General features: G+C 61.2%; 19 protein-coding genes. 6 read left to right on the top strand and 13 right to left on the bottom strand.

Annotation, left to right across the window (positions count from 1 at the left end; all coding sequences use genetic code 11):
• Window positions 1–2: 2 nt before the first annotated feature.
• The 12 genes from IAE40_RS13350 to IAE40_RS13405 all read right to left on the bottom strand — a co-directional run bounded on the left by IAE40_RS13350 (window position 3) and on the right by IAE40_RS13405 (window position 8,384).
• Complete coding sequence (locus tag IAE40_RS13350; RefSeq protein ID WP_200603369.1) at window positions 3–1,688, bottom strand: terminase large subunit; 1,686 nt, start codon at window positions 1,686–1,688, stop codon at window positions 3–5.
• Window positions 1,688–2,233 (bottom strand): terminase small subunit, encoded by a 546-nt coding sequence (locus tag IAE40_RS13355; protein ID WP_065862436.1) that lies wholly within the window; start codon window positions 2,231–2,233, stop codon window positions 1,688–1,690. The genes IAE40_RS13350 and IAE40_RS13355 overlap by 1 nt, the downstream gene beginning before the upstream one ends.
• Before the next feature lie 154 nt (window positions 2,234–2,387).
• Window positions 2,388–2,726 (bottom strand): HNH endonuclease, encoded by a 339-nt coding sequence (locus IAE40_RS13360; RefSeq protein WP_065862435.1) that lies wholly within the window; start codon window positions 2,724–2,726, stop codon window positions 2,388–2,390.
• On the bottom strand, window positions 2,726–3,049 hold the full coding sequence (locus IAE40_RS13365; RefSeq protein WP_200603330.1) for a phage holin, lambda family: 324 nt from the start codon (window positions 3,047–3,049) through the stop codon (window positions 2,726–2,728). Before IAE40_RS13365 ends, IAE40_RS13360 begins: the two co-directional genes overlap by 1 nt.
• 142 nt (window positions 3,050–3,191) lie before the next feature.
• Complete coding sequence (locus IAE40_RS13370) at window positions 3,192–3,533, bottom strand: antiterminator Q family protein (RefSeq protein ID WP_054892293.1); 342 nt, start codon at window positions 3,531–3,533, stop codon at window positions 3,192–3,194.
• Window positions 3,534–3,543: 10 nt separating this feature from the next.
• Window positions 3,544–3,879, bottom strand: a complete 336-nt coding sequence (locus IAE40_RS13375; protein WP_234465138.1) for a hypothetical protein — start codon at window positions 3,877–3,879, stop codon at window positions 3,544–3,546.
• Window positions 3,873–5,165: a tyrosine-type recombinase/integrase gene (locus IAE40_RS13380; protein WP_200603331.1), complete on the bottom strand. Its 1,293-nt coding sequence runs from the start codon at window positions 5,163–5,165 to the stop codon at window positions 3,873–3,875. Before IAE40_RS13380 ends, IAE40_RS13375 begins: the two co-directional genes overlap by 7 nt.
• Complete coding sequence (locus tag IAE40_RS13385) at window positions 5,162–5,575, bottom strand: VRR-NUC domain-containing protein (RefSeq protein WP_200603371.1); 414 nt, start codon at window positions 5,573–5,575, stop codon at window positions 5,162–5,164. The genes IAE40_RS13380 and IAE40_RS13385 overlap by 4 nt, the downstream gene beginning before the upstream one ends.
• Before the next feature lie 10 nt (window positions 5,576–5,585).
• A complete protein-coding gene (locus tag IAE40_RS13390) occupies window positions 5,586–5,882 on the bottom strand; it encodes a DUF1364 domain-containing protein (protein ID WP_065864970.1) in 297 nt (98 codons plus the stop codon).
• Window positions 5,883–5,908: 26 nt separating this feature from the next.
• Window positions 5,909–6,592: a replication protein P gene (locus tag IAE40_RS13395; RefSeq protein ID WP_200603332.1), complete on the bottom strand. Its 684-nt coding sequence runs from the start codon at window positions 6,590–6,592 to the stop codon at window positions 5,909–5,911.
• A complete protein-coding gene (locus tag IAE40_RS13400) occupies window positions 6,589–7,317 on the bottom strand; it encodes a helix-turn-helix domain-containing protein (RefSeq protein ID WP_200603333.1) in 729 nt (242 codons plus the stop codon). Before IAE40_RS13400 ends, IAE40_RS13395 begins: the two co-directional genes overlap by 4 nt.
• Window positions 7,318–8,144: 827 nt before the next feature.
• Window positions 8,145–8,384: a hypothetical protein gene (locus IAE40_RS13405; protein ID WP_200603334.1), complete on the bottom strand. Its 240-nt coding sequence runs from the start codon at window positions 8,382–8,384 to the stop codon at window positions 8,145–8,147.
• 38 nt (window positions 8,385–8,422) lie between these two features.
• On the opposite strand from IAE40_RS13405, the gene IAE40_RS13410 reads away from it, so the two are divergent.
• The 6 genes from IAE40_RS13410 to IAE40_RS25735 all read left to right on the top strand — a co-directional run bounded on the left by IAE40_RS13410 (window position 8,423) and on the right by IAE40_RS25735 (window position 12,078).
• A complete protein-coding gene (locus tag IAE40_RS13410) occupies window positions 8,423–9,169 on the top strand; it encodes a helix-turn-helix domain-containing protein (protein ID WP_234465139.1) in 747 nt (248 codons plus the stop codon).
• Window positions 9,170–9,860: 691 nt separating this feature from the next.
• The gene (locus IAE40_RS13415; RefSeq protein WP_200603335.1) at window positions 9,861–10,712 is read left to right on the top strand and encodes a ParB/RepB/Spo0J family partition protein; all 852 of its coding nucleotides are present in this window, start codon (window positions 9,861–9,863) and stop codon (window positions 10,710–10,712) included.
• Between the two features lie 3 nt (window positions 10,713–10,715).
• Window positions 10,716–11,099 (top strand): response regulator transcription factor, encoded by a 384-nt coding sequence (locus IAE40_RS13420; RefSeq protein WP_200603336.1) that lies wholly within the window; start codon window positions 10,716–10,718, stop codon window positions 11,097–11,099.
• Between the two features lie 20 nt (window positions 11,100–11,119).
• Window positions 11,120–11,380, top strand: a complete 261-nt coding sequence (locus IAE40_RS13425) for a hypothetical protein (RefSeq protein ID WP_200603337.1) — start codon at window positions 11,120–11,122, stop codon at window positions 11,378–11,380.
• Complete coding sequence (locus IAE40_RS13430; RefSeq protein ID WP_200603338.1) at window positions 11,377–11,835, top strand: hypothetical protein; 459 nt, start codon at window positions 11,377–11,379, stop codon at window positions 11,833–11,835. Before IAE40_RS13425 ends, IAE40_RS13430 begins: the two co-directional genes overlap by 4 nt.
• A gap of 81 nt (window positions 11,836–11,916) precedes the next feature.
• Complete coding sequence (locus IAE40_RS25735) at window positions 11,917–12,078, top strand: hypothetical protein (RefSeq protein ID WP_234465140.1); 162 nt, start codon at window positions 11,917–11,919, stop codon at window positions 12,076–12,078.
• Window positions 12,079–12,264: 186 nt separating this feature from the next.
• Here the strand turns inward: IAE40_RS25735 and IAE40_RS13440 are convergent, their stop codons facing one another.
• Window positions 12,265–12,549 carry a hypothetical protein gene (locus tag IAE40_RS13440; protein WP_200603339.1) on the bottom strand — a complete coding sequence of 95 codons (285 nt, stop codon included), beginning with the start codon at window positions 12,547–12,549 and terminating at the stop codon, window positions 12,265–12,267.
• Window positions 12,550–12,583 lie beyond the last annotated feature (34 nt).

Genomic DNA, 12,583 nt, shown 5'->3' on the forward strand with positions numbered 1-12,583 from the left:
GGTCAGCCTATGAGGTCGAAGAAGCCGTTATTGAGGTAGTTGTCCATGCCGCCCTTCGCCTCCGGATTGAGCGCCATCAGCGTCACAGCGTTGAACAGCGCCATCAGCGGGTCGATCTTCGCCGAGCCGCTGGCCTGCTTTGTGATCAGGATCGAGTTGCCGCGAGGCTCGACGCGGGCGTTGCCGCAGCACCAGGCCATCAGGGGCTGGCCACCGTGCAGCAGCGTCCCCTCGGCCAGCTTGCGCTCGGCGGTCTTGATTGCTCCGCCCAGCCGCCACCCCTGCGAAATGCCGTCGATTTTGTCGCGCGGAATGCCTACCGCCTCGAGCGCATCGAGGATGGCGCCCACACCGGCCGGGTCGAGGCCGACTTTGTCCAGCAAGCCGGCCTGCTCGACCTTGGCCGCCAACTGAGCAACATCCTCGATGTCATCACCAATGCGCTGCACCAGGGTCAGGTGGCCGTCCTTGGCGAAGTCGCGGATGCGCGGCGCCTCGGACTTGCGCCGCTCCAGCACCGACGGGTGCGCCCAAGCATGCGTCCAGGTCAGCCAGCGACGGGTGCCGCGCTCACGGCCAATGACCGCCAGGCCCAGCAGGTCATCAAGCCCACCGCCGTCGATGCCAATGTCGATCACCTCGCAGCGCTCGACCAGGTCTTCCAGGGTGGCGCACTCCGCGGAGGCTTGCTGCTCCCAGAAATCAGCGCCTGCCCATCGATCCGAAAGCAGCGCCAGGCCAATCTCGACATTCAGATGCTTGGCCAGGAAGCCCCGGAACGACTCTTCGCCATCGAGCTGCGCCTGCGCATACCCGCGCTCGATGAATGGCTCATCGACCGACAGGCCCAGGTTCGGGTTGGTGATGTAGGCGTTGGAGAAGTCTCGGTGTGCACCGGCATCGAGCATCGCTTTGGGGAACTCGTAAAGCACCGGCAGGAACGACTTGTCGATGATCTCGCCGTCCCGCACCTTGCGGGCGTACATCAGCTTTTGCCGGAACACGCCCGCCGGTGGCGCATCGGACTGGGTGGTGGCCCAAATGATGAATCCCTCGGGTCGAGACGCCAGACCGCCAGTGGCCTCGCGCAGCATCGCCTCGGCGTTGGCACGCTTGCCGAACACCCACAGCTCGTCGACGAACACGCCGATGGCCTTCTTGCCCGACACCGTCTCGCTGTCGGCCGCCACCACTTTGAGCGTGGCGTTGGTCTGCCGGTGGGTGACCGTGCGAAGGTGGTCCTGAACCTTGAGCAGGGCGTCCAACTCATCGTCCGCCCGAACCATGTCGCGGATCGGGATGTATGAGTTGTCGGCGATCTCCTTCGTCGGCGCCAGGATGATGAACTCGCCGGATGGTCGCCAGTTGAGGACCAGGGCAGTGAGCATGATGCCCGCCGCGATGGTCGACTTGCCGTTCTTCTTGCTGATCAGCAGCATGAACTCGCTGACCAGACGCCGGCCCTCGTCCGGGTCATAGGCGCCGAATATGGCGGCGACGAACTGGTTGACCCAGTCGCGGACCGTCTCGCACATCAGTGGGCTGCCGGTGGCATCGACCATTCGCAGGGCGCCGAACACATCTAGCGCTTCCTCGGCTTCGGCCGGGAACAGCGGAGCGAACGGGATCAGGCTCTGGCGCGCAACAATGCGCTGCTCCCAATCGGGGCATGCGGTTGTCCACTCCATCATTTGACCGCCCTCAGCGGGCCGCGGCGCGCCCCGAACTTGCCGGTGCTGGCCTGCTCAGCTTTGGCCTGCGCCTGGTCCTTCTTGCCGCTCTCCCCTTTGCGGGGGTGCACGAACGGCATCAGCGCCTTGGCCGCATCAACGCGCAGCTTCGCCTCGGTGCCCATGTCGTTCATCACCGAAAGCAGGAAGTCTTTCGGATCGCGGTGCAGGAGGGCCTGGGCGAGGTCGAAACCGGCGGGCTCAGGTTCGGCGTGCTCATCAGGTGCAGGGGCTGATTCAGGCCCCGAATCGGCTTCGCTGGCGGCCTTCGTAGCAGGCCGGGCTTTAACATCCGCTTTAACATCGCCTTTAACATCTGGAGGCATCAGGCCGAGCGCTCGTAGCTTCATCAGCTCGGCCGCCACGTCCTTGTCCTTCACCAGTCGAGAGCCCGCCGCAGACGCTGTCTTCTCGGAATAGCCGGCTGCCACAGCCGCGTCCCGATTGGACGCACCTTCCCTCAGCGCGGCGATGAATGCGCGCTTGCGGGATGTTAAAGCCATTTAACAAAAATCCTGTGGGGGAAAAAAATCTGTACGTGGGGTCGGTGGCGGTCTAGCTAAGTGAGAACGGCTATATTTTGACCACCCCCGGGGTTGATGCACGTCAAAGGCGTGCTTCGAGCCGATTTCGTCCGCCTCTCCAGCCCACGAGCCATCAGCCGACCAGACCAGCAGCCTCCTCGGCCTGCTTGACCGAGTCGTGGCAGGGCTTGCACAGCGACTGCCAGTTGTCCTGGTTCCAGAACAGAACCTTGTCGCCTCGGTGCGCGACGATGTGGTCAACGATGAACGCTGCAGTGGTTCGGCCTTGCTTGGCGCAGTAGACGCACAGCGGGTTGTCCATCAGGTACTGCTCGCGCGCCTTCTGCCACTTGTAGTCGTACCCACGCTGCGAGCTGGTCATGCCGCTGCGCCAACTGCTGGGGTTCACCACCTTGACCCTGGAAGTGGTGCTCTCCTTTAGGCGCGGGCCGAGAGTCTTAAGCCTGGCCATCAGCCTTGCGCCTTGCGGGACAGGAACAGGTCGGAGTAGCCGCGAAGCTTCTCCACTCCCATGAAGCCGACAGCACCACCAGCGAAGGTGGCCATGCCCTGCGGCAAGCCCATCCATTCCAGCAACGGCACTAGGGCGAGCGTGATCAGGCCGCACAGGGCGCCCTCTAAGATCACCTGCCGTCGCGTGCCACCGCCATAAACCACTCGAAGAGCAGCGATCGCGACCGACAGGCCAGCGGCATACAGCTGGGGCTGGTGGGCCAGCACCCAGGCGAGCACAGCGGCCCACAGGCCAGGATCTTTCTCAGGCATGTTTGGCATCTCTATCCCTCCCTTTGCGGGGAGCAGAAACGAAAAAGCCCCGGCAGATGCCGAGGCTTATGGTGGATGTCGGTGATGCCGAGTTTGCTCTCGCGCACCTACCGCAAAGTAACACGAAAGATACGGGTGAGGACCGGGGATGTCAAGCGGCTTCACGTCGAACGTCGAGGGCGCCATCAACCCATGCCACACCGGCCTTCCACAATTGCCGGGTCTTCTCCTCGCCAAACCCCAGCTTCTTGCCCACATCACGTAGAGAAGTATCCCGGGAGGTGTAGTACTTCATGATCACGGCGCCGCACTCGGCGTAGCGCTGCAATAACCGACCAACCAGACGATCAACAAACAGCGCCTCGTCGTCGGTGATGATTGGGTCCAGGACCGTGTTCTCACGCGATGCACAGCACGACACGCCCGACCCCAGAACAACCCACCTCCCCCAATGCTCCAGCAGTTCCTCGGCACTTCTTTCCAAATGGCTCATGTCCTTCCCCTCAATCCCCGGTGTAGTTGGTGCCGCCAGCGCCGCGGCGATTGTTCTGTTGATACTGCTGCTCAGGGCCTGGTGCTGCCCTGTCTGTGCCGAGTAAGTGGCGAGCCTTCGCAATCTCGCTCAGTGCATCCTTCAGGCGGTGATTCAGCACTGGAACGATGTCGCTCAGTGGAAGCGTGGCCAGCGTGCGCCCACACACCCAGCCCGACCCCAAGCAGTGCTCGCACTCCAGGTAGTGAAAGATCCCAAGGCGCACTCCCCTGCCCAGGCAGGCGTTGCACTCGACGATGAATTTCAGTTCCCGCTGCTGGAGCGACCCGTGGAGCTTCTTCAGCATTTCGAATCCTCGCTTATGGTGGATACCGGAAGTCCGCCGAAACCCGCACGCTCTGCGGCCTTCGAGAGAATCCATGAATCCGTCGATCTATCACCGGTCAAGCCGTGAACCGACTCGAAACCCTTCTGGTCAAGGTGTGCATGCCACTTCTCCAGCGCCTCCCGCTTGCGGGCCATCACATCGGACTGGATGTACACCTTCACGTTGTGGCCCATGGCGTGGTTGATCAGCAGCTCACCCACAAGGTGGTCAACGCCCAGATCAGCCCAGCCGGTGCGGGCCAGCTTGCGCAGGTCGTGACTGGTCCACTCGCCCTGCCCCATGACGGTGAACACGGCTGATGCCTTGGCCTCGCTCATCGGCTTGCCCTGGCGCCCCGGGAACAGGAACTCGCCGTCGTAACCCTCGTTTCGCTGGATCTCGCGGTAGGCCATCAGCAGGAAGCGCACCTGGTCAGTCAGCGGCAAGCGGTGCTGCACGCTGGTCTTGGTGTGCTCAGCCGGAATGAACCACTCCCGCTCAGCCAGGCTGATGTGGCTCCAGCGGGCCAGGCGGGTTTCTCCCAGTCGGGTGCCGTGGCACAGCATCATCAGGGCCAGCACGCCATGCTGTGGACGGTTCGCCAGGGTGCTCTTCATGCGGGCCATCAGGTCCTCAAGGTGCACACCACGCAGGCGCGATGGCTTGACCGTAACCTTGGCCTTGGAGAAGTCACCGAAGCGGATGCCGGCCATGGGGTTGGAGGTGATCAGGCCCAGCTTGAAGGCTTGCCGGAACGACAGGGCCAGCAACTGGAAGACCAGCCGCACGTAGTCGATCGACAGCGACTCCTGCAGCGGCCACATCAGCTCCCGGTCGAGCAGAGCCTTGTCGATCTGGGCCAGCGGGATCTGTCCGAGACGCGGCACCAGGTGCTGCTTGATCGCCGACGCGGCAGTGCTCTTGCGCTTGCCCGACAGGTTGCGGTCACGGGACATGCGCTCCGCGAACCAGGCCAGTAGCTCGCCGGTCAGCAGCCAACTCGACAGGCTCGACCCCTCGCCCGCCTCCAGGCGCAGGCGGATATCCGGCAGCGCAGCGGCCACCTTGGCAGCGCTCAGCTCAGGGTAGGAACCGATCAGGTTCCACTTGCCCTTGTGGATCAGGTACCAGGACCCGCGCTCTCGAGAACGGTGGAACCGGAAGTACAGGCCGTGGTTACCCAGGGCGCGGAGGTCACGCACCTGGCCGGCGGCCTGCCGGCGAATCTCTGCATCGCTGATTTTCACAGCGGCGGTATTGGTCATGCTGCAACCTCCGTTTTTGGCAGTGCCAGGTACACCCTGAGGCACTCCATGGCGTCGAAATGCCCCCGGCACACAACGGCCAGGTAGCCTTGTTCGTTCAGCCGGCGAATGCACGCTTGCTGGCTGGGTGATACGGGCGCCGGATCGACTGTCGCCTTGAACTCGATGTACAGACCGAAATAGCCGCCTCGGGCCATGGCCAGCACCAGGTCCGGAATGCCGGCCTTCACGCCCTGCGCCTTGAGTTTGACCGCGACCTCTTTCAGCCGGTGTCCACCATTCGGAACGTGGTAAATCAGCTCGAAAACCTCGGGGTAGCACAGCTCGACCTCCCGCATCAGAGCGGCTTGCTCCGGCCCCTCACGATCGACGCGCTTGGCGCTGGCCTTCTTGGGCTTGTAACGGCGCAGCGCTGGGGCTTCATGCGATCAGCATCCCTTCCTGGAGCAGCACCGCCTGGGTGCGCATGACGCCCTCGGCGTGATACTGCCGGGCGGTGTCGCGGTCTATTGCACGGCTTCGCCCATCGCAGGCGTCATGGCAAGCGCTGCAGGACCATGCACCCTGCAGGTCGTGCGGCTTCTTGCCCACGCCGCAGGTTCCGGCCAGGCGGTAGTGGGCCAGGACTGTGGTCTCAGGATTTCCGTTGCATACGCCCGGGATGCGCACTTGGCACTCCCGGCCGCGCGCGGCCTTGGTCAGTTTGGTCTGGCGCACGGGTCGCCTCCTTACAGGTTGATTGATCAACGGCCAGCCAAGCGGGCGCGCATGGCAGCCAGAGCGGAATTGCCAACCTCTGGTGTGCGGCTTCCAGCAACCTCGGCAGGCAGCGCCAGTGGCATTTTTTGCAGCGGTTCCCCGGCCATAATCCGGCGAACCGCAATGGTGTAGTTACGTTCGAACAGCTTCGAGCTGGCGTCGGCGGGCAGCTTGTTCAGGTTCTCGAACCCGCATTCCTTGGCGGCGTGCCACACCGCGTCATGACTCCACTTGCCCTTCCCTGCCATCGCCGGGTGAGCATTGCGGGTAGCCTCGCGAAAGGCGGCTGCCTGAGTTGGCAAGCCGAGCATTTCGGGGGATGGTTGGCACCACCCGATGAACGTGCCTGGCGACGGGATGAACTCGCGGCCCGACTGACGGCAGCGCATCAGCCCGAACTGCAACTGTTCGGTGGTGTTGATGCCCGCCTCGAGGAAAGCCGTCAGCCACTGCTGCTTGGCAGCCTTGTACGTGCTCATATCGGGCCAAGCCTGTTTCCAAGCGCTGAAGATGGTCCGCAGGTCACGGAACAGCCGGTTGATCACGGCCGCGGTCTTGCGATCGAGTTCTGCCTTGATCTCGGCGGAAAGCGAGCCCGCAGCAGGGATGTGCTGACCGGTTTGAACTTTGGCCCAAAGGCCATGGGCGATGGTGGCTACCTGGGTCATTGGTCATCACCCCCGCTGAGCCATGAGGTGTCGTCGTCATCGAAGGAGCTCGATTGCTGCGCGGACGGCTTTCCGGTAGCGGATCGCGCCGCGCGGGCCAAGTCCGACTTCACCCAGTTGACCAAGGCCGCGAGCCATTGCTTCTCGGTCTGGGCCAAGCCCTTCGCGTCGTGGTGCAGCACGAACCCGGCGATTGCCTTGGAGCCGAAGTTGTCCAGAGTGAGCCCCGAACGGATTGCATACGCTTTGAGTAGGTCTTGATCCGGAATCCAGTCCAGGAACATTTCGAACGGCTCGCGTAGAGAGTGAGTAGATTGGTTAACTGACGTATTGGGTGCAGCTGCTGCACCCCGTTCTGCGTTTTCCTGCACCCCGTTCTGCCGTGAGCTGCACCCCGTGCGTTTTCCTGCACCCCGCTCAGCTCGAGGTGCAGCAGATGCACCCCGTTTCATTTGAAGGTCGTACACGACTGGGCGCCGGTCACGGCGATCAATGTAGGCTGCAGCGATGGCCTGGTTGCCTTCAGCGATCCAGCCAGCAGTGGCCAGTTCATCAAGCTTGAGCCGCACGGTGCGCTCGGAAAGACCAGTGTCTTCAGATAGCGTTGCGGCAGACGGGAAAGCACCGCGCCCATCGCTGCCTGCGTAGTTTGCTAAGCACAGCAGTACGTGTCGCGCAGCGGGGTTTTCAAGAGAGGACTTGGGCAAAGCAAGAGCCCATGTCATAGCCTGGACGCTCACTGGATGACCCTCAGTAATGGGTTGCCTGCATAGGTTGCAGCATGCATAATCGACCTCGATGTTGTTTCAGAAGACCGCCCTGCCAGGCGGTTTTTTTATGCCCGCAATTCGGGCGTTATGGGTGTCCGGTGCATCCGTGGTAGCTTTTTGCTTCCACACAACAAGGTCCAAGGAGACCGGACGTATGAAACCTAGGGAAGTGAGCTATGGATCGATCTGGGCAAAGGCCGTAGACGACCAGGAGCCGACGGCTCGTAAGAGCACCAGTAGCAACGAATCGTGGGATTCCCAGGCGTGCCGACTTGGCTTCGGCATCTACAAAACAAAGTGCTTCTGTGAGCGATTGGCTAGGGATTACTTTTCGCCTTGGTACCAGCCGACTGACGTAGAGGCTGGGCGCCTGTACCTGATCAACAAGCATCATTGGGCGCCTGGTGAGGTTAAGGACCTTCAAATCGTTGCACTGATGGTGCTTCTTCATGAGGAGCTCATTCAGATGAGGCTGACGAAAGAGGAATGGGAGCCTGTGCACAACTGGACTTCACACATGGACTGCTACCCGCTACTCGCTGAGTCGGCGCCTCTGCCTTGACTATTGGGAAGGCGCGCTCAACCGTCGCATCCAGATAGCTCAATCCTTGAGCGACCGACCTGGGAGCGCTCGTGCATGACACCTTGGGGGCACTCGCGTGGTGTTTGCGTAGGGCGTCCCTCAAGGCCTTCTTTCGCTTTCCCTTCATCTGCTCTCTCCTACTGGTTAAATTCACAGCTGGTTCAGTTCACTACTGGGTCAAGACTTGGTCACGCATACTTCACGCAGTCGACTTGACCGGAGCTATGTCAGCCAACAGTTGTTTTGCTTTGAACGGCTTTCCGTTGGCGCGGGCCAATTCAGCGATCTTTTCCGCGTAGAGGGTCTCACCCGTGTACTCGGTACGCGGCAGGCAGCCAGAGGCCAGCCATTTGTAAACAGCACGCGGTGTTTTCTCGCAGGCGACCGATACAGCGAACACTCCGCCAGCATCGTCGATCGCCTTCTTGAGCGCCGTCATAGGGCCTCCAGGCAAAATATGAACTGTAAGTACATAGTATGTCGGAACTGAAAGTACATGCAAGCGCATGCGATATTGAACCCATGGTTCATATCGAAGAGATCAGGGCAGCCTTTGCGGCGCGCCTCAAACAAGCACTCGCTTCCAGCGACATCCCTGCATGGGGTGCAGGTGCGCGCCTTGCCTCAATCGCAGGCGTCACACCAAAGGCAGCCAGCAAATGGCTGAATGGGGAATCCATGCCAGGTGGCGTGAAGATGCTTGCCCTCGCCAACGCGCTGAAAGTTCGCCTTGAATGGCTTGAGTACGGAAAAGGCGAAATGGTCGAAGACCGGCCAGAGTTTGACGCCAACGTTGAGCCGTCTGCAGGGCCAGTTCGCTACTACGAATACCCTGAGATCAGCTGGGTACAGGCCGGGATGCCTATGGAAGCTATTGAGCTATCGAACGTGGCCTCCTGCGAGGTGCACCCATCCGACGCGTGGGCGGGTCCAAACGGCTTCTGGCTGAAGGTCAAGGGCCCATCGATGACGTCCCCGAACGGCATGTCCTTCTCTGAGGGTATGGTCATCCTGGTAGCGCCAGGCTTCGATGTAGAAAATGGGCAATACGTCGTAGCTAAGCTACTTGACTCCAATGAAGCCACGTTTAAGCAATTCGTTTGGGATTCAGGGAAGGCATACCTGAAGCCTCTGAATGCAGCATTTCCGACAGTTGAGATGGATGGTGAATGGTGCCTGGTCGGTCGCGTCGTGGACGCCAAGTGGCCGCGCTCCTCACTTTAAGTTCTCTACACTAACTCCAAGGGCCCGCTTCTAGCGGGCTTTTTTACGCCCCAAGGAAAATTATGTACTTTTGGTACTTGACCAATGTGAACCTTCGGTACATATTTGTCTCGTCGCCGGATAGACACCGGCCGCAGCAAAGGCAGCGATGGACAGGCCTAAACAGTCCAGAGGGGTGGCAACTGCCCCGGGTGTGCAGGGTAAAGCACCGAGATCAGTTATCCGGCGGGAAGGTCCGCGGTCGGAGTCAACAACCAGAAGAGTGCCGCGCAACCGACTCCAGTAGAGGGCCGCGGCAAAGAACACCTGAATTAGCGCCCTGAGCCTCGGCATTGAGGGGCGTCGGACCTCATGCGATGTGCCGATTCATCCCACCCAGGCACAGGGCTGTACGTCGCATGTTGTATATGCCCAACGACCACGCCGGCAACGCTGCTGATCAAGCTGGAGTGAACAGGGAAGCCCACCGCCGCACCATCGATAGCCGAAACCTGCCATCAGCAGCGGGGAATAGGCACATAGGCTGTACCCATATCGTTGACGCAATACCCCGGCCTGTCGCCAGTAGCGAGGCCGGGCACCTTCGACTCACCAGGCTTCATCGGAGAGCCTTCCCGACCCTACATCGAGCATGTTCAGGGAGACAGGCGGGATCGGCTCTCCAATGCAGCCCCAACGGAAGTGAATTGCAATGGCGAAGTCGTTCAAGCAAATGATCAAGGATGGCGAGGTGCGACGCGCCGACGCCATGAAGGTACAGCTGGAAGATCTTCACGAGGAACCCGGCTTCAACCTTCGCACCGAGGGCGAAGCGCTCGAATCGAGCATCGACTCCCTTGCAGAGTTCATCGCCGCAGGTGGCCAAATTCCACCGCTGGAGGTTCGCCCCCGCGCCGAGGGCGGCGTCTGGCTTGTAGATGGTCACCGCCGCCGTCGAGCGCTGCTGAAGCTGGACACAGCAGGCCGTCTCCCAAGAACGCCGAACAAGGAAAACCCGGCGATTCTCGAAGCTTGGGTGCCGGTGATCGCGTTTGAAGGCAGCGATGCCGATCGGGTCGCACGCATCATCACCAGCCAGGAGAACGAGAAACTTTCCCCTCTTGAGCTGGCCGAGGGTTACAAGCGACTGAGGGCGTTTGGCTGGTCAGTCGAGCAGATCGCCAAGAAGGTCGCCAAGACCCGGCAGCATGTCGAACAGGTACTCACTGTCGGCAACGCAAACACCGACGTGCAGAACCTGGTCGCCGCTGGGCACGTCTCAGCTACCACCGCAGCACAGGTAGTGCGGGAGCACGGCGACGGTGCAGGAACGGTACTGGACGCGGAGTTGAAGAAAGCCCAGGCCAGCGGAAAGACGAAGGTCACCGCCGGGTCAATCAAAGGCCCCTCAATTCCAAAACCCCGCCTCGAAGCTGTTCACACAGCATCGCGCAATTTGATTGCATCGCTTGATGCAATCGACGAAGACAGCAGAAGCCTCACCATTTCCACCGCACTCGTCATCGAGCTGCGCAAGGCATTGGAAAGCGCACAACCGAGATAACCCATGGACACGATCACAAGCGGCTCTTGGATGGGCCACCTTGGGCGCGGCCTCGCGCCCCGCGAGCTGGAATGCGTTCTCGATGTTGCCCAGGGCATGACATCGAAGCAGATCGCCAGACACTTCGGCATCAGCGAGGGCGGCGTCGAGAAGCGCATCGCCGCCGCAATGTTCAAGCTCGAAGTGCCCCGCCGAGCCGCCCTAGTCGCCGAGGCCATGCGCCGCAACATCATCAGCCCGATGTGCTTCCTGCTCGTAGCACTTGTCGCAACTCACGCCGCCATCGGCGACAGCGACCCGATGCGCCGCGATCGCCGAGCACCCGAACGCCGAATCGCCCAGGTCCGCGTTCTCCGCAAAGCCGAGTCATTCGACTACCACGCCTGATTCCCCACGAGGAACATCCCATGCAGACAGCAATGCACCCCGCTTTCGCGGAGAAACTTGCCGTGCTCGCCGTTCTACTTGAGCGAGGCAAGACGCTGCGGGCAGAAACCCGCGAGAAGATCGGCGCGCCACGCTTCCAGGTCGCAAGCCATGGTCAAGCATGGGACGTGGTAGAGGTGGCCACCGGCGCCGTTCAGGGCTTCGCCTTCACCTACCAAGCCGCGCTGCGCTTCGCATCTGCGATGGAGGCAGGTACCGCCACCAAAGGCGTGCGGCAATGAGCAAGCGCAAACCCCACAACATGCGGGCGCGCCTGGAGCGAACCTGTCGGGCACTGGTCTCCGCCAATCATGCGGCCGTGGTCAATATCGACCCCAGCGGCCAGCAGGTGCTGATCAACTGGAAGAACCTCAAGCAAATCCGCGTGCGACAGGTCGTCGACGCCGTTTGCGATATCCCGCACCAGTGGACCATCTACTTGAGCGTGCTTTGCCGGACAGAGTTTGGCGAGCGATACAACAAGTCGATCGAGGTCGCGCCGCAGGGCAACTACCGGGCCGAGCACCTGACCGATGTGATCGAGGCCACCTACACCGATCTGCGGGCGACTGCCAACCCTAATCACTTGGTGGCATCCGGCTGGATCGCCATCCCGACCGACACAACGCTCGACGAAGCAGAGGCAGCCAAGATCTTTGCCGCTGTCGGCGCCTGGAATCAGCAACAAGCAGCATGAAACGCACCACCTCACGCGCCCGGCACGGCCGGCGCCAGCAACAAATCAATCTGCCGCCCAGCGGCTTGGGAGGTATCGACGATGGCCGAGGAAAAGACCGGTGTCGCGAAGCACTCGGCGGACTATCGAGCGCGGCAGAAGGAGCAGGCGAAGAAGCTAGGCATAGAGAAGGTGTTCTTCAACATGCCGGAAGGGATCAAGGCTGCGATGGCTGCCGAGATGGAACGCCACGGCTATGGCTAGGTGCAGGAGCTCTGGCAGGATCTGGCCTTGTCGTGGATTGCGCAGGATCCTGAGGAGCGGGCGCGTCGTCTTGAACGACCTGACGCGCCAGATTTTTGCATCTCGCCAAAACTAGCGCGTCAGTTCGAAGCGGCCAGCATGGCCGAGCTGAAGCGCAACCCCGGAGACGAAGTGGTCAGGCCGGAATCAGAAGGATGTGCTTGCCCAGAAATTAGCGGTTGAGAAGCCTTTCGATTTTGCGACTTCGATGTCATCAGTGATGATCGACTCGGTTGCGACGCTGTCCTTTATTTTCTTGCCAGTGCTCATATCCCACACCGAACTCTCGACTTCAAAGAAAGTGTACGAGGGCACTTCCGGGCTATCTGGGGTCGCCGGCTTTAACTTCGACACGAAGGGGCCGCGCACTCGGACGACCAGTCTGTATCGGCTGTTGTATTGCTGTTCGAACGTCTGCCAATCACTACTCATAAAACCACCTCTCAATCATTACTGACCCCCTGTC

It is taken from the genome of Pseudomonas sp. S44 (genome assembly GCF_016624805.1).
Taxonomy (GTDB): Bacteria; Pseudomonadota; Gammaproteobacteria; order Pseudomonadales; family Pseudomonadaceae; genus Aquipseudomonas; species Aquipseudomonas machongensis.

Excerpts from the sequence above, each read along its gene's own strand:
- IAE40_RS13350 (WP_200603369.1), bottom strand. The coding sequence starts at position 1,688 with ATGGAGTGGACAACCGCATGCCCCGATTGGGAGCAGCGCATTGTTGCG.
- IAE40_RS13355 (WP_065862436.1), bottom strand. The coding sequence starts at position 2,233 with ATGGCTTTAACATCCCGCAAGCGCGCATTCATCGCCGCGCTGAGGGAA.
- IAE40_RS13360 (WP_065862435.1), bottom strand. The coding sequence starts at position 2,726 with ATGGCCAGGCTTAAGACTCTCGGCCCGCGCCTAAAGGAGAGCACCACT.
- IAE40_RS13365 (WP_200603330.1), bottom strand. The coding sequence starts at position 3,049 with ATGCCAAACATGCCTGAGAAAGATCCTGGCCTGTGGGCCGCTGTGCTC.
- IAE40_RS13370 (WP_054892293.1), bottom strand. The coding sequence starts at position 3,533 with ATGAGCCATTTGGAAAGAAGTGCCGAGGAACTGCTGGAGCATTGGGGG.
- IAE40_RS13375 (WP_234465138.1), bottom strand. The coding sequence starts at position 3,879 with ATGCTGAAGAAGCTCCACGGGTCGCTCCAGCAGCGGGAACTGAAATTC.
- IAE40_RS13380 (WP_200603331.1), bottom strand. The coding sequence starts at position 5,165 with ATGACCAATACCGCCGCTGTGAAAATCAGCGATGCAGAGATTCGCCGG.
- IAE40_RS13395 (WP_200603332.1), bottom strand. The coding sequence starts at position 6,592 with ATGACCCAGGTAGCCACCATCGCCCATGGCCTTTGGGCCAAAGTTCAA.
- IAE40_RS13400 (WP_200603333.1), bottom strand. The coding sequence starts at position 7,317 with ATGACATGGGCTCTTGCTTTGCCCAAGTCCTCTCTTGAAAACCCCGCT.
- IAE40_RS13405 (WP_200603334.1), bottom strand. The coding sequence starts at position 8,384 with ATGACGGCGCTCAAGAAGGCGATCGACGATGCTGGCGGAGTGTTCGCT.
- IAE40_RS13410 (WP_234465139.1), top strand. The coding sequence starts at position 8,423 with ATGTCGGAACTGAAAGTACATGCAAGCGCATGCGATATTGAACCCATG.
- IAE40_RS13415 (WP_200603335.1), top strand. The coding sequence starts at position 9,861 with ATGGCGAAGTCGTTCAAGCAAATGATCAAGGATGGCGAGGTGCGACGC.
- IAE40_RS13420 (WP_200603336.1), top strand. The coding sequence starts at position 10,716 with ATGGACACGATCACAAGCGGCTCTTGGATGGGCCACCTTGGGCGCGGC.
- IAE40_RS13425 (WP_200603337.1), top strand. The coding sequence starts at position 11,120 with ATGCAGACAGCAATGCACCCCGCTTTCGCGGAGAAACTTGCCGTGCTC.
- IAE40_RS13430 (WP_200603338.1), top strand. The coding sequence starts at position 11,377 with ATGAGCAAGCGCAAACCCCACAACATGCGGGCGCGCCTGGAGCGAACC.
- IAE40_RS25735 (WP_234465140.1), top strand. The coding sequence starts at position 11,917 with ATGGCCGAGGAAAAGACCGGTGTCGCGAAGCACTCGGCGGACTATCGA.
- IAE40_RS13440 (WP_200603339.1), bottom strand. The coding sequence starts at position 12,549 with ATGAGTAGTGATTGGCAGACGTTCGAACAGCAATACAACAGCCGATAC.